12 protein-coding genes are annotated in these 18,904 nt (G+C 66.6%); 9 read left to right on the forward strand and 3 right to left on the reverse strand.

Annotation, left to right across the window (positions count from 1 at the left end; genetic code table 11):
* Positions 1-2 precede the first annotated feature (2 nt).
* From GQ56_RS0103605 to GQ56_RS40345, 9 genes are all read left to right on the forward strand, one after another.
* On the forward strand, positions 3-1,034 hold the full coding sequence (locus GQ56_RS0103605) for a hypothetical protein (protein ID WP_031397346.1): 1,032 nt from the start codon (positions 3-5) through the stop codon (positions 1,032-1,034).
* 363 nt (positions 1,035-1,397) lie between these two features.
* Entirely contained in the window at positions 1,398-4,469 is a 3,072-nt protein-coding gene (locus GQ56_RS0103610) for a hybrid sensor histidine kinase/response regulator (RefSeq protein ID WP_043301055.1), read from the forward strand.
* A 25-nt stretch (positions 4,470-4,494) separates the two neighbouring features.
* Positions 4,495-4,767 (forward strand): hypothetical protein, encoded by a 273-nt coding sequence (locus GQ56_RS0103615; RefSeq protein ID WP_321029191.1) that lies wholly within the window; start codon positions 4,495-4,497, stop codon positions 4,765-4,767.
* Positions 4,768-5,179: 412 nt separating this feature from the next.
* Positions 5,180-5,854, forward strand: coding sequence for a response regulator (locus GQ56_RS0103620; RefSeq protein WP_031397349.1), 675 nt, complete (start codon positions 5,180-5,182; stop codon positions 5,852-5,854).
* Between the two features lie 177 nt (positions 5,855-6,031).
* A complete protein-coding gene (locus GQ56_RS0103625) occupies positions 6,032-9,097 on the forward strand; it encodes an ATP-binding protein (RefSeq protein ID WP_031397350.1) in 3,066 nt (1,021 codons plus the stop codon).
* Positions 9,098-9,828: 731 nt separating this feature from the next.
* On the forward strand, positions 9,829-10,404 hold the full coding sequence (locus GQ56_RS0103635) for a fimbrial protein (protein ID WP_052001007.1): 576 nt from the start codon (positions 9,829-9,831) through the stop codon (positions 10,402-10,404).
* Positions 10,405-10,536: 132 nt separating this feature from the next.
* Entirely contained in the window at positions 10,537-11,283 is a 747-nt protein-coding gene (locus GQ56_RS0103640; protein WP_235212615.1) for a fimbrial biogenesis chaperone, read from the forward strand.
* Positions 11,284-11,503: 220 nt separating this feature from the next.
* Positions 11,504-14,038 (forward strand): fimbria/pilus outer membrane usher protein, encoded by a 2,535-nt coding sequence (locus GQ56_RS0103645; protein WP_235212616.1) that lies wholly within the window; start codon positions 11,504-11,506, stop codon positions 14,036-14,038.
* Positions 14,039-14,138: 100 nt separating this feature from the next.
* Positions 14,139-15,074: a fimbrial protein gene (locus GQ56_RS40345; protein WP_200877965.1), complete on the forward strand. Its 936-nt coding sequence runs from the start codon at positions 14,139-14,141 to the stop codon at positions 15,072-15,074.
* 380 nt (positions 15,075-15,454) lie between these two features.
* Here GQ56_RS40345 and GQ56_RS0103655 read toward each other — a convergent pair whose 3' ends face one another.
* Genes GQ56_RS0103655 through GQ56_RS0103665 form a run of 3 tightly spaced genes read right to left on the reverse strand, consistent with a single transcriptional unit; the run spans position 15,455 to position 18,897 of the window.
* The gene (locus GQ56_RS0103655) at positions 15,455-16,492 is read right to left on the reverse strand and encodes an acyltransferase family protein (protein WP_052007145.1); all 1,038 of its coding nucleotides are present in this window, start codon (positions 16,490-16,492) and stop codon (positions 15,455-15,457) included.
* Positions 16,485-17,624, reverse strand: coding sequence for a hypothetical protein (locus GQ56_RS0103660; protein ID WP_043301056.1), 1,140 nt, complete (start codon positions 17,622-17,624; stop codon positions 16,485-16,487). Before GQ56_RS0103660 ends, GQ56_RS0103655 begins: the two co-directional genes overlap by 8 nt.
* Positions 17,614-18,897 carry a lipopolysaccharide biosynthesis protein gene (locus tag GQ56_RS0103665; RefSeq protein WP_031397357.1) on the reverse strand — a complete coding sequence of 428 codons (1,284 nt, stop codon included), beginning with the start codon at positions 18,895-18,897 and terminating at the stop codon, positions 17,614-17,616. The genes GQ56_RS0103660 and GQ56_RS0103665 overlap by 11 nt, the downstream gene beginning before the upstream one ends.
* Positions 18,898-18,904: the final 7 nt, after the last annotated feature.

The raw sequence follows: 18,904 nt of genomic DNA on the forward strand, positions 1-18,904 counted from the left end.
CGATGAAAACCGTCGCCGTGATCGCATTGACCTGTCTCGCGCTGACTGCTTGCGGCGGCGACGACAGCGCTTCGCCCGCGTCGTCCGGCGGCGGCTCGGGCACGAGCAACAATGGCGGCGCCGGCGGCACGGGCTCAGGCGGTACCGGAAGCGGCGGTTCGGGCGGTTCGGGTGGCGCGGGCGGTTCCGGCGGCGCCACGCTGACGCTGCGCTACGACGCGCAGCCGACCGCGGCGGACCAGGCGAGCTTCCTGACGCTGCTCAACAGCGAAGGCGCGAAGGGTTACCGCTATCTGGGCGATGACTACTACGACCCGACCAGCGGCGGGTCGCGCTCGATCTTCGTGAACGACGGCACCGTGCCGACGTACACCTATCAGTTGCAGGCGGCGCCGTCCGACATGACGAGCTTCGTCAACCAGGCCAACACGCAAGGCGCGAGCGGCTATCGCTTCGAAGGGCCGTACGCGTACGGCTATCTCTATCGCAAGGACGGCGGCTCGCCGGCCACCTACACGTACACGACGGCCGCCCTGCCGGCCGATTCGAACGCGTTCCTCACGCAGGCCAACGGCCAGGGCCAGTCGGGCTTCTGGTTCCTGGGGCCGATGCAGGTGGGGACGGTGCCGTCGTCGCAGGCGAACGTGTACATGAAGAACAACGCGTCGAACTCGACCTATGCGTACGATGCACTGGTGCCGACGACGACCGTCGGCGACTTCATCGCGCAGGCGAACAGCGAAGGCGCGAAGGGCTATCGCGCGAAGGGCGGGATGGAATTCGGCAGCACGATCTCGTGGGTCTACGTGAAGGACCGGACGCAATCGTCGACCTTCACGTACCAGTCGGCCGCGATCCAGTCGAGCGGCGCCGGCTTCGTCCAGCAGGCCGATACATTCGGCGCGCAGAGCACCGCGTATCTGGGCGATCTCGCGCTCGGCGTGTCGACGCCGGTGATGGCATCGTTCTATTTCAAGCCCGCGAACTGCACGGGGTTCCTGTGCACGACGCTCAACCCGCTCACCCAGAACTGACCGGCCGTCGCCCGACGGCCGACGATGTGCCTCGCCGCCTGAGCGGCGCCTCCGCGGGGGTTGCCGCTCGACGGCTCGCCCCCGCCTTTTTCCCGTTTCCGCATCCTCCCGGTTGCACGTCGGGTGTGCCGTGCACGCAGCCTGAACGCGCCCTGGCGCGCCCTTTTTCCACGTCGAGTCTAGGTCAAGTTCTAAATATTCAATCAATAGAACTTGACGTGTACGAAACGGTTCATTCGGGGTGGACGCTCTCCCACACGTTTGGCATCGTCGGCATTCATTCCATCTTTTCCAGGGTGAGTTCCGGCAAGACGTCGCGTTTCGAATCGGCATCGTTCGAGGGCGCGACCCTCGTCGCGTGTCATGTCGCAGAGCCCGCTTCAAGCCCTCCGCCGCTACCTGAGCATTTCGGTGTTCGGTGGCGGCATCGTCGTTACCGTCCTGGTCCTGATCGCTTGCGGTCTCGGGATGACGGCGATCGTCTCGGGCCATGTCGAGGGAGAGCGGCGCAACTACCTGAACGGCCTGGAGCAGACGCTCAACGAGATCCAGGTGAGCGAGACCTCGTTCCGCAACGGCGTCGCGAATGCGCAGCTGATCTGGCGCGAGGCCGATAGCGCGCCCGAACCGCTCGTCGATGCGTTCTTCAGCGACGACCAGCGCGTCGCGATCCGGCCGCATCCGTCGCTCGTGCTCGGCGTGCCGGGGCAAACCGGCGACCGCGTCGAGGTCGCCCGCTACCTGTCGCTGTCGGTGCTGCTGTCGCGCATCTGCGCGGCGAGTTCGCTCAATCGCGGGCGCACGCTGGAGGGCTATCACTACAGCACGCGCACGGGCATGTTCGGGCTGGTGCCGAACCGGAACCGCGACGATCCCGCGCTGGTGTCGCCCGACGATCGCGCCCGTGTGCTCGATGCGCTGCGTATCGATTTCGATCGTGCATATCCGGGCATCGTCGACGCCCGCCCGCACGTGCGCTGGCTCGCACCGTTCACCGATCCCGTATCGGGGCAGCCGCGCATCCGGATCGCGGCCGAGGCACACGACAACGGTAAAACGTTTGCGGTGCTCGTGACCGAATATCCGCCCGACTACCTGCTGTCGTGGCTGGCCGACTATCGGCCCGACGGCGCGTTCTACATCACGACGGCCGACGGGCGGCTCGTTGCCATGGATCCCGCCGCGCGCGACGCCGATCGCGCCGCGCGCCTGCTGCAACTGGCTCCGTGGCGCAGCGGCGCGACCCCGGGTTCGCCGGCGTTCCGCGACGGCTTCCTGCTGTTTCACGGCAAGCTCGAATCGACGGGCTGGACCTTCGCCTACGCGCTGTCGTGGGCCGATATCGCGTCTGGCGTCGGGCATTCGGCCGGCACGCTGATGGCGGCTACGCTGCTGACGCTCGCGGTCATGTGGGTGTTGCTGTTGCGCTTTCACCGGCGCGAATTCGCACCGCTCTACGCGCGCTCGCAGCGCGTGGTCGACAGCGAGGCGCTGTGCCGCAGCGTGATCGAGATGGCGCCGATCGGGCTGGGGCTGATCGCGCGCGACGACGGGCGCTGCATGCTCGCGAGCCCCGCGCTCAGGGAAATGGTCGCGCGGATCGGCGGCGATCATCGCGAGCTGTCGAACCAGATGGCCGCCGCGTGGCAGGCGCACGTCGCGAACGGCGGCGCGGGCCGCGTGCTGCACGACGATCTCGTGGTCGGCAGCGGCGCGGCCGCGCACCTGCATCTTGAATTCACGGCGTGCGGCGCACGCTATCAGGGCGAGGACGTGCTGATCGCCGCGGTTGCCGACACGACCGCGAAGCACCGGCTGATGCAGAAGCTCGAAGAGGCCGTGCGCGCGGCCGATTCGGCCAATGCCGCGAAATCGTCGTTCCTCGCGGCAACGAGCCACGAGATCCGCACGCCGCTGAACGTGATCCTCGGCAACCTCGAGCTGCTCGAGCGCTCGGCGCTCGACGCGGTCCAGCACGGCCGCGTCGACACGTTGCGCACGTCGGCGACGAGCCTGCTCGCGCTCGTCAACGACATTCTCGATCTGTCGAAGATCGAGGCCGGCGCGATGCAGGTCGAGTCGATCGGGTTCGACGTGATCGCGGCGGTCGCGCGCGAGCTGAGTGCGTTTGCGCCGATCGCGAAGGCGAAGGGCCTGCAACTGTTCTGCGAAATCGGCGCGTCCGATGCACAGCGGATGCGCGGCGATCCGACGCGGTTCGCGCAGGTGCTCGGCAACCTGCTGAACAACGCGATCAAGTTCACGAGCGCAGGCCGCGTGACCGTACGCGTGGCCGTCGTTGCCGAGGGGCACGGCGCGCCGGCGCTGTCGGTCGCGATCGAGGACACCGGCATCGGCATTGCCGCCGAGCATCGCCGCGCGCTGTTCAAGGCGTTCTCGCAGGTCGATACGTCGATCACGCGCCGCTATGGCGGCACGGGGCTCGGGCTCGCGCTGTGCGATGGCCTCATCGCGGCGATGGGCGGCCGCATCGACGTGGCGAGCGAGCCGGGAGTCGGCAGCTGCTTCACGATGCACCTGCCGCTCGGCGCAGGCGTCGCGGTGCTCGGCCGGCCGCACGGCGCAGGCGCCCAGGCAGGCGCGCTGACGCTCGTTGCCGCGCATCGCGCGTGGCGCGAGTTCGCATTGCCGCACCTGCACGCATGGGGGTTCGATGTCGATGTGTACGACAGCCTGTCGAGCCTGCCGGGCGATCTGGCCGGCCCGGTCGTGCTGTTCGGCGATCCGGACACCTGGTCGCATGCGGAGCTGGGCGGCCTGCACGGCTGCGCGCCGTTGATCCTCGCCACGCGCGACGGCCCGCTCGAACCGCATCGCGCGGGTGGCACGGTGCGCGTCTCGAGCTATTCGCTCGGCGGCCTGCGTGCCGCGCTGGCGTGCGGCGGCGCAAGTGCGGACGCCGTGTCGTCCGCCGGCGAACCGTCGCACGTCGCGACGCGTGGCCGGCAGCGCGCCGGGCACGCATGGCCGCCGCAGCCCGCGTCCGGTGCATTGCGTGTGCTGGTCGCGCACGACGAAGCCGTCGACGGGCCGATTTTCCGCGAGCAGTTGCACGCGCTCGGCTGCAGGGTGGCGGAGGTCGGGTCCGGGCGCGCGGCGCTCGAATCGCTGGCCGGCGGCGGCTGGGACGTGCTGCTGATCGCCGCCGATCTTCACGACCTGCCCGCGCACGTGCTGGCCGAAGCCGCGCGCGACCAGGGGGCCGTGAGCGACGTGGTGGTCATCACGTCGCACGTGACGCCCGAAGGCATGCGCCGCTGCATGGCGGCGGGCGTGCGGCGCGTGCTGACGAAACCCGTGACGCTTGCGCACCTGCACGGCGTGCTCGCGCCTGCATGGCAGCGGTGCGACGCCGCATCGCGCCGCGCGCCGCGCGGGCAGGCCGATCGCGAGTCGGCACTGACGGGCAAGTAACCGACAACAGGTAACGCAGTAACGCATGTTCGAAATAACAGAGGCAGAGTGCCGGCGCCAGTCGCAGAGCACATTTCAATTCACACTGGAGGGGAAGGCCATGCGTCACCTGGGGAAAATATTCACACTGCTGATCGAATTCGCGACGCTGTCCGAGCGTTCGCGCAAGGAGTTTCTGACGATGATGAACGAGTACCTGCTGATGTCGCCGGCGCAGAGACGTCGCGCGATCAGCGAATGGAAAATGCGCCAGGAAAACGGCCGATTCGACGAACCCGGCGAGTCGGTGCACCGGTAGCGCGCGGCATCGGGCCGGCGCGCGTCGGGATCGTGACGCGCCGGCCCGTCGCGCCGCACGGCGTACGATAGCGTCGGTCGGGACGACCGACTCGGGCCAGCCGGCCGCAAGGGCCGCCGCTGGCGCGTGTGGGTGCGCGGCGCAACGGCTTTCCCGGGGGCGCGGTTTTCGATGCCGTGGCCCGTGGGCCGCGCGATGTGGCCGCCGCAGCGCACCAGCCTGTCGGCGAGCGGGATGGGCGGTGCATCGACGGTCCGCCCGCCCGCGATGAATGCAGCCGGATTTATCTTAAAATTGGGTCAATATTGTCCGGCGAGCCGAATGCGGCTGACGATCGGCTGACGACGCGAGCATGCGGGCGTCGCGCCGCGAGCCGGATGCGTGACGGAAAGCCTCGGGGAGAAACAGGAACATGGACGAATTCTCAGTGCGCGTGATGGTGGCGGACGACCACCCGGCATCGGCGCTCGGAATGTCGCAGGCGCTGCAAGGCAACAGCACGATCAAGCTGGTGAATACCGTTTCGGATTCGACGGACCTGGTCGCGGCGCTCGATGCGCAGCCGAGCGACGTGCTCGTGCTCGACTATGTGATGCCCGGCGGCAAGTACGGCGACGGTCTCGTGCTGCTGTCGTTCCTGCAGCGCCGCTACCCCGCGCTGCGTATCGTGACGATCACGATGATCGACAACCCGAGCGTGCTGCGTGCGATCCAGAAGCAGGGCGTGAACTGCATCCTCAGCAAGTCGGATGCGCTGTCGCACCTGATCGGCGCCGTGCATGCGGCCCATGTCGGCGCGAACTACATGTCGCCGTTCGTGAAGCAGCTGCTGCAGGACGGCGATGCCGTGTCCGTCGCGCGTGCGCTGACCACGCGCGAAATCGAGGTGGTCCGGCTGTTCGGTGCGGGCTATACAGTGGGCGAGATCGCCACGCAGCTGCATCGCAGCAAGCAGACCATCAGCTCCCAGAAGTCGAGCGCGATGAAGAAGCTCGGGATCGTCCGCGACGCCGACCTGATCCGCTATGCGGACGAAGGCAACGTGCAGGCTCCGTCCGGTCGGGGCGGGCCCGCCGCGCGGGACTGACGTGCGCGCACGACCCGGCGCGGGTAGCGGGCGGGCGAGCCGCGCGGCAGGCGCGGTGCGGATGCCGCTCCGGCGTGCCGGTTCGACGCGTCGTCACGGTCGCCTCCCCGGCAAGCTGCCGGGGGCGCGGGCGAATGCCGGCCCGGGGCCGGCGATAGTGCAACCCCGGCGGATCGTATGCCCGAAAAATTGAAAAGGCTGGCCGCGCAGGCCGCCGCCGTCGGCCGGAAGCCGTTCGAGCCGGGCAGGGTCCGGCGTCAGCAGCAGGGGCTGCTGTACGGCGGAGGCGTGGCGATTACCGCGTTCATCATGCTGTGTGCGCTGCTCGTCGTGCGACTCGCCGTCGGCGACTACGTCGCGCAGATGCGTTCGTCGTTCCTGAGGGACGCGGCGGAACTGCACGGCGAATTGCAGGTGACGAAGGTGTTGTTGGGGCGCTTTGCCGACAACATGACCGCGGCCAACCGCAGCTCCGATGCGGTGCCGCCGTCCGACCTGCAAGCCATGATCGACCGTGGCGGCCGGCTGGATTGGCTGGACCCGCATGGCGAGTCGACGGTCGTCGGGTTCGCCGATCTCGCGTCCGGGAAATCGCCGGCCGCGTATGCGCGCTATATCGGCGCGCTCTACCGGATGGGCCACGCGGTGTCGACGCCGTCGCCGGTTTCGATCGCCAGGCAGTTCTCGGCTTATCTCGTCGGCGTGGACGGCGACTTCGTGGTGTTGTTCGGCGCCGAACTGGCCAGGCGGGCCCCCGCGCGATTCGATTCGTCCGGGCTGAAGGCGCTTGCGCGCCGGCTCGAACCGGCCGATGCCCACGCCGGCCTCGTCATCGAGACGCGCGACGATCCGGTGCTCGGCAGGCCCGTGATCCGCTTCGCGCAGTTGCTGAACGACGTGGACGGCAAGCCGTTTGCGTGGCTCGTCTTCAACGGCCGTCCCGAGCTCGACCGGATCATGGCGTCCCAGACGCCCGACGTGGAGAACATGCTCGTCGCCCCGAACGGACAGGTCGTGTACGGAAGGCTGCGCGACGGCGCGCTCGTCGCGCGAACGCTCGCGCGCGTCCTGAATCGAAGTGCCGTTCCGGTCATCCCGCACCGCATCGGCGACTGGTTCGTGCTCGGCGACCGTGTGGGCGAATCCGATCTCGTGCTGATCCGGCGCTATTCTTGGCGAAGCGCGGTGCTGGCGAATGCCATGCGGATCGGCATCACGTCCGGCCTGGCGCTGTTCGGCATCGCGGTGCTGTGGGCCGCGATCGTGCTGTTCGACCGGCGCGCGCTGCGCCCCGCCAATCGGCGTGCGATACGCCTGATCGAAAGCGAGGCGCTCAACCGGACGCTGATCCGCACGGCGCCGGCCGGGCTGGCGCTGCTGTCGATCATCGACGGCGACACGATCGTGCGCAATGACGCGATGGTCGCGTACGAGAGGGCCGTGTCGGGCCTGCCGCTCGGCAAGCGGCTGTGGCAGCTTTATCGGGACGCGGTGCGCGACGGCGGCGCACGCAGGCTCGTCACGCACGAGTTCACGATCGAGCATGCGGAACACGGCGCCGTCTATCTCGATGCGCACATGGTGCGCGCCAAGTATCGCGGCATCGACGTGCTGCTGTGCACGCTGATCGACATCACCGCGCGCAAGGCGGTGGAGGAGACGCTGCGCGAAGCGCGCGAGGCGGCCGAGCATGCGAACAAGGCCAAGTCGACGTTTCTCGCGACGATGAGCCACGAAATCCGCACGCCGCTCAACGCGATCATCGGCAATCTCGAGTTGATGGCGCGCGCCACCCTGCCGCCGGCGGAACGGCGGCGCCTGAGGACGGTCGCGTCGTCGTCCGACACCTTGCTGCGCGTGATCAACGACGTGCTCGACCTGTCGAAGGCCGAATCGAACCAGATGGTGCTCGAAAGCATTCCGTTCGATCTGCGCCGCGTCGCGACCGACGTGATCGCGATGTTCCGGCCGCTCGCGGATGCGAAAGGCCTCGAACTGGCTTGCCGTATCGCGCCGGACCTCGCCGACGGCTACGTGGGCGACCCGACGCGGCTTCGTCAACTGATGTCGAATCTGGTCGGTAACGCGATCAAGTTTACGGAGCGCGGCGGCGCGACGGTCGACGTGCGGCTCGCGCCGGGCGGCACGGGCGCGCAGCGCGTCGAGATCGTGGTTCGCGATACCGGTATCGGCATTCCGGCGGACAGCCTGCCCACCCTGTTCGACGTGTATATCCAGGCCGACGCGTCGATCTACCGCCGCTTCGGCGGGACCGGCCTGGGGCTGCCGCTGTGCCGGCGCATCGTCGGGTTGATGGGCGGCGACCTGAGCGTCGACAGCCGCGTCGGCGAAGGCTCGACGTTCGTGGCGGCGTTGCCGCTGCGCGAGGCGCCCGGCGGGTGGCGGGCAGCCGCGCCGGAACTGCCGGCGTTCGCCGACACGGCGGGCGGTTACGGCGACGTGCCGGAGCCGGATGAGGGCGGCGATGCGACGGACGGCGTCGAACCGCACGCGCCGGCCGCGGACGACGACGAACCACTGCGCGTGCTGGTTGCCGAGGATCATCCGGCGAGCCGTGCGTTGCTGCGCGATCAGCTCGATGCGTTGCGATACGACGCGACGATCGTGTCCAACGGCGTGGAGGCGATGCGCGCGTACTTCACGCATCCGTTCGACGTCGTGCTGACGGATCTCGGCATGCCGGAACTGGACGGATTCGCGCTGGCGAATTTTCTGCGGGAGCAGGGTGCGACGGTGCCGGTGATCGCGATGACCGCGCATGCGACCGATGAGGACCGCCGGCACTGCGAGCGGGCCGGCGTGGTGGAGGTCGTGCTGAAGCCGCTGTCGATCGGTGCGCTCGAAGCCGTGTTGCGGCGGCATGCCTGTCGCGATGCGCAGACGGATGCCGGGCGTCCGGATCATCGCGCGAATCCGGAGATGACGGACGAGATCAGGCGGACGTTGCATGCGGCGACGCTGCATTCCTTGACCGCGATCGAAAGCGCGTTGGCGAACGATCGTTGCGATCTGGTCAGGATCGAACTTCATTCGATGCGCGGCGGTTTCGCGCTTTCTCATGCAACGGAAGCGAGAGACGCGTGCGCGTCCGCAGAGAGAACGTTGAATGAAGGCGAACTGGCTGCATTCCGGGAGATCTGGCCGTCGTTCCGAGGCGCAATGGAGCGTGCCTTGATGGCGCTGTCCGAGGCGCGCGCGGACGGGCCTCACGATTCCGCGTAGCTGCGATCGGTGTCGGTGTCGGGCGCAAGTCCGACCGTGCCGCATGACGGGATCGTCGCCTTGTCCCCGGCCATGACGCGCCGGGCGCGATGCATCCGGATTGCCGTCGGCGAACCGGCTCGGCCGATTTTCGCGTTTGCGTGGCCTGCGATTCAGCGTGCAATCGCTTCCGGAAAACGAGGCCGCGCGCGATGCGTTGCGAAGTTGTCGAGATGTCGCCGAGGCACCGGCTTCATATCGCCCGCCACCGGGGCGGCCGCCGGTAGTCGATCAGGTCCCGGCGATGGATTTCATGTTTGGTCGAACAGCGTCAGGCCGCGTGACCGGGAACCGACGGCGGCCGACGATGCCGCGCACCAGACGGTAGTCGTCGCGCGGGGGCGAGCGACCGGCGGGCATGCATGGCGTGCATCCTGGATCGCTTCGCCTTGCGTCGCGGCCTGCCGCAAGCGAGTCTGGATCCAGAAGGAGTGCGAAGCTGTTTCCTATCGATCTCACTTCTCTTTCGATCACTTGGCGTTTCTCCGGGGTTATCTCATTTTTTTAGTACTTGTACTAATGGCGTGAGGTTTTATTTAGTAATCGTCTCATATTCGATTCAATCAATAAACGTCAGAATTGATTCTGAAGCATGTGAGCCATGTCTTGACGGTTAATCAAGGATATGCGCTGCGGGAGTAACGCTTCATTTAAGTGGCTTCATTTAAATAAACTGAATCTAGGGTGACTGTATGCAGAAAAAACTCAATGTAGCTCGTTTCATTCAGGGTGCGGCAGCGGTTGCGATCATCGCATCGATGTCGCCGGCGATGGCTGCCGATGGTGAAATCGCATTCAACGGCAAGGTGCTGTCGACCACCTGCACGATCAGCGCGGGCGGCGGTGCGTCCGGCGACAAGAACATGACGGTCAAGCTGCCGAGCGTGTCGGTGAACGCGCTGGCAAACTCGGGCGACGTGGCAGGCCGCACGCCGTTCTCGATCCAGCTGAGCGGTTGCACGGGCGAGTCGACGAAGGTGTCGACGGTGTTCGAAGCGGGCAGCACGGTCGATACCGCCAGCGGCCGCCTGAACCTCGTGTCGACCGGCGCGGAAGATACCGTCGCGTCGAACGTCCAGATCAGCCTGCTGAACGATGCGCAGGAACAGATCAAGGCAGGCCTCGCGAGCTCGCAGCAGAACTCGCAGGTCGTCGCGCTGAAGGACGGCGCCGCCACGCTGAACTACTACGCTGAATACCACGCAACCGGCAAGGCAACCGCCGGCTCCGCGAATTCGCGCATCCAGTACTCGCTCGACTACCAGTAAGTCTCGCACGGGGAAGCCGCCCGGTATCGTGCAGGGTGGTTTCCCATTTCTCCCTGACCCATCTTCAAGCTCGCTCCGCCCGGAGCCGCGGCTTGTACGATCTACCAAACGAGTTGACCTATGAACTGGAGGATGCCGAAATCCCTGGCAGCACTCGCGCTATGCGCGACCGTGTGGGCCCAATGCGCACAGGCGAGCGTCGTGGTTACCGGAACGCGTGTCGTTTTTCCGGGCGAGAGCCGTGAAGTCACGGTGCGCCTGATGAACGACGGCAATTCGCCGGCACTCGTTCAGGCGTGGATCGATACCGGCAACGCGAAGGAGTCGCCGGAACAGATCGTCGTGCCGTTCGCGCTGACGCCGTCGATGTTCCGCCTCGATCCCGGCAAGGGACAGTCGCTGCGAGTGCTGTATGCCGGCGAGCCGCTGCCTGCCGACCGCGAATCGCTGTTCTGGCTGAACGTGCTGGAAGTGCCGCCGAAAGTGGAAGGCAACGACGACGCGAACCGGATTCAACTTGCATTCCGCTCGCGGATCAAAATGATGTATCGGCCGGCAGGATTGCCGGGTAGCGCGGCCAACGCGGCCGACCAGGTGAGCTGGACGATCGTTTCGAAGCAGGATGGGCGCGGCGTCGCGCTCAAGGCGACCAATGCCGGGCCATACGTCGTGAACCTCGGTGCGATCGAACTCGAGGCGGAAGGGCGCAAGTACGTGTTGCAACCGGGCTTCATTCGCCCGCAGGATTCCGCCACCTTCGACGTTCAGGAGCTCGGCGCCGTGCCGGCGCGGGCAACGGTCGACTACAGCATCATCGACGACTGGGGCGCGATCCGGCCGCCCAAGAAAAGCGATATCGGCGGCAAGCGGAACGACTGATAACAGGCACGTGTGGCCCGGTTCGATCGTGCCGGTCACACAGGAAGTACCTGCAGGCTGATTTCGAACTCGTGCGATCCAGCAAACGACATAAATTTCGGACGATCGAATAAAGAAATTCGTTATCCGAAGTAAATTCGGAGAAAAAATGAATCGACTTATTGGATGCGGTGCTGGTACGCGCTCTGCGCCGCGCGTCAGTCTGATTACTTCAATGGTGATGTCGGCGATTGCCGGCTGGCATGCATCCGCCGGCGCCGAACAGGTGCCGCTGGCCGGCGCCGGGAACGCGCAAGCCGTGGCGACCCAGGTGGCGAGCGTGCAGTTCGACAGCGGCTTCCTGACTGACGGCGGGCGCAACGCGGCCGATCTGTCGCGCTTCGAGAAAGGCAACGCGGTGATGCCGGGCATGTATGCCGTGGACGTCTACGTGAACGACAACCTTGTCACGAGCACCCAGGTCACGTTCCGCGCGTCCGCGAAGTCGATCGACGCGCAACCGTGTTTCGACGAGCGGCTGCTGCAGGATATCGGCGTCGACGTCGAACGGCTGCATGCCGATGCGCTCGCGCAATTGCGCGACGGACACGCCTGCATGGCGCTGCCGGACGCGATTCCCGACGCGCTGGCCGTTTTCACGTTCGACGAGCAGCGGCTCAACCTGAGCATTCCGCAAAGCGTGCTGCGCCGTAGCCCGCGCGGCTACGTCGGCCCGAATCGTTGGGATTCCGGCGTGACGATGGGCATGCTGAACTACAACGCGAACCTCTACACGCATCGCAATTCCGGCGGGCCGACGCTCACGCAAGGCTACGTTGGTCTCACGGCCGGCATGAACCTCGGGCCATGGCATTTCCGGCACGAGGGCTCGTACAACTGGGCGACGGCGGGCGGCGGCAAGTATCAGGATATCGCAACCTATGTGCGCCGAGACCTCGCCGCGTTAAAAGCGCAGTTGACCGTTGGCGAATCGTATACGACAGGCGAACTGTTCGATTCGACGCAGTTCCGTGGCGTGCAGATCGCGTCGGACGACCGGATGCTGCCGGAGTCGATGCGCGGCTATGCGCCGGTCGTTCGCGGCGTGGCGAACAGCAACGCGAAGGTGACGATCCGCCAGAACGGCGTGACGATTTACGAGACGACCGTCGCGCCGGGCGCGTTCGAGATCGACGACCTGTACGCGACGGGCTACGGTGGCGACCTGAAGGTGACGGTGACGGAGGCCAACGGTTCGGTTCACCAGTTCAGCGTGCCGTATGCGGCGGTGCCGATGGCGCTGCGGCCCGGCATTCACCGCTACAGCTTCGTCGCGGGGACGGTGCGCGATACGCAAAGCGACCGTAATCCGCTGTTCATGCAGGGCACGTGGCAGCAGGGCATCACGAATCTGTTGACCGGGTACGGCGGTGTTACCGCCGCGCAGGGCTATCTCTCGGTGATGCTCGGCAGCGCGTTCAACACGCCGTTCGGCGCGTTGGGGATGGACGTCACGCAGGCGTCGACCTCGGTGCCGGGCGTCAAGCGCTTCAACGGGACGAGTGCGCGCGTCAGCTACTCGAAGTCGATCACGCAGACGCAAACCGACGTGACGATCGCCGCCTATCGCTATTCGACCAGCGGCTATTTCGGGCTGAACGACGCGATGCTCGTGCGCGAACGCGTTGACAACCGGGGGTCGGTCGACTCGGTGGCGCGGCAGCGCAGCCGTGCGTCGTTGACGGTCAACCAGGCGTTCGGCGACCGCGGCGGCCGGCTGGCGCTCTCCGTGTCGGCGATGAATTACTGGAATCGCGGCGGTTCGGACGTCAGCTACTCGGCGTCCTATTCGAACACGTTCCGCAACGTCAGCTACGGCGTTTCGGTGCTTCGCCAGCAGAACAGCATGGGCCGGAACGAAACGCAGTACTACGTGAGCGCGACGATCCCGCTCGGCAAGACGTCGTCGACGATGGCGACGACGAGCTTCTCGCACAACACGAACGGCCAGACGCAGGCGCTCGCGACGGTGTCGGGCTCGTCGCTTCACGACGATCGGCTGTCGTACAGCGTGACGGCGAACCGCTCGTCCGGCGGTGGCGGCAGCGCGAGCAACGACGGCAGCGGCTCGGTCGTCTATCGCGGCGCCTATGGCGAAGTATCGGCCACGGCGGGCGCCGGCACCGGCTATCAACAGGGCTCGCTCGGCATCCGCGGCGGAGTGGTCGCGCACCGTGGCGGCATCACGTTCGCGCAGCCGCTGTCGGAAACCTTCGCGATCGTCAATGCGCCGGATGCGGCGGGTGCGCGCGTGCTCAATTCACCGGGCGCGCGTGTCGACTGGCGCGGGTATGCGGTCGTGCCCTATCTGACGCCGTATTCGATGAATGCGATCGAACTCGATCCGGAAGGTTTGTCGACCGACGTCGAAATCAAGGCGACGACGCAGCAGATTGCGCCGCGCGCCGGTGCGGTGCCGATGCTGTCGTTCCAGACGATATCGGGAAAATCGGCGGTGATCGACGCGCGTCGTGCGGACGGCGGCACGCTGCCGTTCGGCGCGGCGGTGGTCGATGCGTCGGGCAAGGAAATTGGCGTCGTCGGGCAGGGTGGCCGGATATTCGCGCGCGGGCTCGACGACAACGGGACGCTGACCGTGCGCTGGAGCGAAGACGCGAACGCGCTGTGTTCAATCCGATACGCGTTGCCTGTCGCAAAAAGCAGCGCGCGAAACAATGCCGTGCGGCGGTTCGATGCGGTGTGCGATGCGCAGTGACATGTCTCCGGGTTTGCCGACACGGCGACCGGGCGGCGCTTCACGTAGCGCCGCCGCCGTGCGATCCGATAGTGAATACCAGGAAAGAGGAAGTGACGAGATGACGACAAACGACTTGACGCGACCGCGCCGGATGCGCGCGCTATGCACGATGGTGCCGCTCGTGTTGCTGGCGGCTGGAGCATTGCAATCGGCGCGGGCGACCGACATCACTGCATTCGGGATGGAGATTGCGTTCCCGAGGATCACTGCCAGTTATGTCGTGCTGGGGCGGCATTACATTTCGCCGATGGAGGCGTGCGGGTTATCGAAGTGCTCCATAATTTCAAACTTACTCTTCCCCTATGGTGGTTCCGCGTGGGGAAATGGCCCGGCGATTGCGACGAACGTGACGGGTGTGTTGGCGCGTCTGTTGGTCGAAGGAAAACCCATTGATAACCAAGAGGCTACGCCTGAAAAACGGATCGAATTCTCTCAACCGCTCGAAGTGCAACTGCTTAGCGGCGGCACTCCCATTCAAAGGGGATCGCTAGGGACGACCAGGTCGGGCTATTTCTCGCTCTATATGGCCAACGGCCGCGAATTGAATATCTACCTTCAGGGATCAGTCACGCCGATCGACGGCACCTGCTCGACGCCGGCGCAGAATGTGACGTTGCCGGGTGCACTGTTGAATAAATTCGGCGACGTCGGTTCGACTGTGGGTGCTCACAGTTTCCAGATCCGGGTCGAGAATTGTCCGAAGGGATACAACCGGGTCGGCTATGTACTCCAGCCGCGTGGCGGCGCGATCGCGAATGCCCCGGGGGTGTTGCCGCTCGGCACCGGGTCGACCGCCAGCGGCGTGAAGCTCCGGATTACCGACGACAAGGGCGTGCCGGCGACTTTCGGCACCTCGATCAAGCTGAATGCCTACGAAAAGGCCACGGGCGGTTCGTATGCGGTTCCGATGCTGGCATCGTATATCAAGACCGATGCGAAGGTTACGCTGGGCACGGTAAGCGGTGCGATGACCGTGTTGCTGGATTATCAGTGAGAATAGGGCGGCGTTCGCGTTTGGCACGTGTTGTCGAGATCGAATCGACGGGGCGTGGTACAGCGATATCGATGCCGGCGTGACGGATTCGCATCACGACGATGGCCGAGCCGATTGATCGGCGCATGGCCACGGCGGTCGGCGAGAAGCAAGGCGAGGGGCAATTTCCGATATCACGGCGGTTGCCTGGTTTGACGAATGCGAGGGTGAACCCGTTTCCGGGCTTCATTCCTCGCATTTTTATATGCTGGAAGCATAGGCCGACGAACCGACGGCAGTTCAGTCCTTTCGATCACCGGCTTCGCCGAGATGAGCGTATTGAGTCGCCTACCGCGTGCATTTCTCATGCGCTCTGTCGGGCGTGGACGAAATCTGCGCGATCAGGGGGGTGTCGTCGGTTTGCGCGACGCCGAGGTATGTCGGTTCAGCGCCGCTACCATCGGTCGTTCGATCCGGACGTGGCAGACATGCCCGGCCACGCAGACGATGACCAGGATGGCGCACGCACCAACGATGCCGGCCCCCGTCTGGAGGCCCGCGCGCATCCCGAGAATCTTGTCGGCGATGCCGATGACGTACGGATGGATCAGATAGATCGAATAACTGGCGGACCCGAGCGCCGCCACCATCCGGTTCGTGATCGTCCGGTTGCGCATGTCGAGCGCGACCAGCGCAACGATCAGCACGCACGACGGCACGCCCCATAGCGCGATCCGTGTGAATGCCTGCGGCGTACCGTATACGGCGTGGGACAGCGGAATCGTCATGACCGCGCCGACCGCCACGACCGCCCATACCGGTGCGGCGATGCGGCTCGCGATGCCGGTTTGCAGCACCCGGTACGCGACGACACCCAGGCCGAACTCCAGCACGACCGGACGCCCGAGATGATCGACGACGGTGCCGGGCGTGCCGTCGATCTCGATCCACAGCCACAATGACGCGAGCATCAGCGCGGCGCACGCCGTCGCACGGCGGGCGCGAACCAGCACGAGACTCGCCGCAACGGCGAGGTAGAACAGCATTTCGTATTCGAGGGTCCAGCCGTTCAGGTTCAGCGGGCCCCATTGGCCGTTTTCCTTGACGTACGGCACGAACAGCAGCGATTTGACCAGGTATTCGGGCGCGGCCGTCGTCGTGTTCAGCCATTGCGGACGCAGCACGGCGATCGCGTAGATGCCGATCGTCGTCAGCCAGTAGAGCGGCACGATCCGGATCAGGCGCTTGCGAAAGAACGCACGGCCTTCGTCCGGTGCGACCCACGACATGATGAATCCGCTGATCACGAAGAAGACGTCGACGCCGGCCTGCCCGAACGGCAGCACGTGCATGTGATAGGCGACCACCGAGAGCGCGGCGAGTGCGCGCGCGCCCTGGATGTTCGGGAAGAACGCGCGTTCGCGCATGGCGTCACGCATGCCGCCCTCGCGACGGGCGGTCGTGACGTCGGGCGGGGGGCGTGCCGGGGACGGCGGCCGGGGCGTCGACGACGGCGATGCCGGGCGCATCGGGTCGCCGGCCCGGCCTGCGCGCCGGGCGCGACACCGTCGCGAACTGTACGGCGCACAGCAGCGCCGCGCTCGACAGATGGCGCGTGTAGCTGCCCAGGTCGGGCTCGAACAGCATCGACACCGCGATGTGCCCGACGACGAGCGCGGCGAGCACGTCGCGGGCAGGCTTCGTGTCATGGCGCGCACGGCGCCACACGGCGGCCAGCGCGATCCAGACGAACACCTGCATCGCGATTTCCTTCGGCCCCGGCGAGAACAGCACGGGCAGATTCAGCCGCGACAGCGCGTACAGGTAGTTCATGCAGAACGCGCCGAACGAATCCGGCGCGACGAGGTTGTGGAAGCTGGTGCGCGCGCCGAACGGGGAGCCGTGTGCGAGATAGTCGGCCGCCATGTCGCGCGGATGCTGCAGCAGGTAATAGATGTCGTTCGGCAGCAGGAACAGCGCGAGCAGTGCGGCGAGCATCAGCCAGGTCCTGCGGCCCCACGATCCGCGCCGAAACAGCAGCGCGGCGAGTGCGATCGCGAGAATCAGCGCGAAATAGCCGCGCACGACGGCCGCGTAGCCGCCGTACAGCACGACGGCGGCCGTGACGGTGACGAACATGGAGCGGCGCTGCGCGACGCGGGCGAGCACGATGGCCATCAGCACGACGAGCGTGTCCTTGCTCGCGACGAACAGGTTGAAGAATACGCACGGCGCGAGCAGCACGAGGCTCGCGACGAACGACCCGACGCGGCGCGCGTGCGCGATCGTCATCCAGATGCACAGCGCACCGATCGCGGCGGTCAGCACGTGCGTGCCGGAAGCGCCCAGCATCGCGTAGAACTTCGCGACCGCATCGAACGACGTGCCGTCGTAGTCGCCGGACCCGCCGATCTGGCTCTGGATCTTGTCGGCGTCCCGGAACACGTATTCGGGGAGAAACGCGCCGGCCTTTGCATAGACGATCCAGTACAGCAATACGGCCAGCGTCGCGATCGCGGATCTCAATCCCCGGCTGAGCGCGGGCCCGGCTTCGGTCAGCTTATGCAGCATCGGGCAGGGTCTCCAGGGTTGCGCGCGGCGTGCCGGCGCGTGCGCCACGCGCGACGAGCCGTGCGAGCACGGCGACGATCGCGACGCTGGCGGTCAGGTGCGCGAGCGCGGCGCCCGGCATGCCGAAATGCACGGTCAGGAACCAGGCGGCCGGCACGCAGACGACTGCGACGACGCCCATCGACAGCATCGTCGCGAGCCCGGCGCGCAGCGCGATCGCCGCGGTCCACAGCACGTCCGCGACCGCGCGCAGCACGAACGACGCGAGCAGCACCGCGAGCAGGGCGACTTCCCGCGTGTCGCCCGATTGGTGCGCGAGGCGGAACAGGTCGTCTTGAACGGCAAGGATGGCGACGCCGGACAGGGCGGCAACGCCCGCGCTTGCTACCGTCGCGCGTCGAATGCGTGTCCGCAGCCGGCCGGGTTCGTCCGCGAGCGTGCGCACGAAGCCGGGCCCGGCCGCGACGACGACGGTCGAGAACGCGACCGCCTGCACGGCGTTGGCGATCGACCACACGAAGATGTAGCGGCCGAGCGCGGCCGCGTCCGCGTGACTGCCGGCCAAGAAGCGTTCGAGATATTGCAGCAGCGACAGTACGATGCCCGCCGCGTAGAACGGCAGGCCGTTCAGCCAGACGCCGAGCATGCGGCGTGCGGGCGGCGACGCGTCGAACCGGGCGGGGCGGTGCGCGTGGCGCGCGTGCGCGCGGACGACGCGCCACGACGCGGCGACGACGCATGCGTTGCAGGCGAACCAGAGCGCGAAGACGGTATCGATCGAACGCACCGCGCCGGCGAGCAGCCCGGCGCACGCGACGCCGGCCCATGCGCCGGTGCGGGCGAACAGCAGCAGCGAACCGGCGCGCGGGCGATGCAGCGAATAGACCCAGGCGTTCGTTTCGGAGGCCGCATGCTCGGAGAGCGCGACGAGCGCGATCCAGGTCGCCACGGGAGGCGGCATGCCGAACGCGTCGACGCGGAGGCCGGCAAGCGGCGCGATGGCGAGCGCCGCGCAGACGACGAGATAGAGCGTGCAGAACACGACGCCCAACGCGCGGGCATCGTGGATCGCGGGCAGCGGGTCGCGCAGGCTGAGGCGGCGGTTGAGTTCCGAACTGAAACCGAGGCCGAGCAGTTTCGACGCGATGACCGACGCGGCGACCGCGAGGCCGTAGGCGGCAACCGCGTCGAAGCCGAGCGTGCGTGCGACGACGAGCGTCAGGCCGAACTTCAGGCCGAGCGCGGCGAACCGGAGAAAAAGTCGAATGAGCATCGGGGAT

The sequence above is a fragment of the Burkholderia paludis genome, assembly GCF_000732615.1.
GTDB lineage: Bacteria > Pseudomonadota > Gammaproteobacteria > Burkholderiales > Burkholderiaceae > Burkholderia > Burkholderia paludis.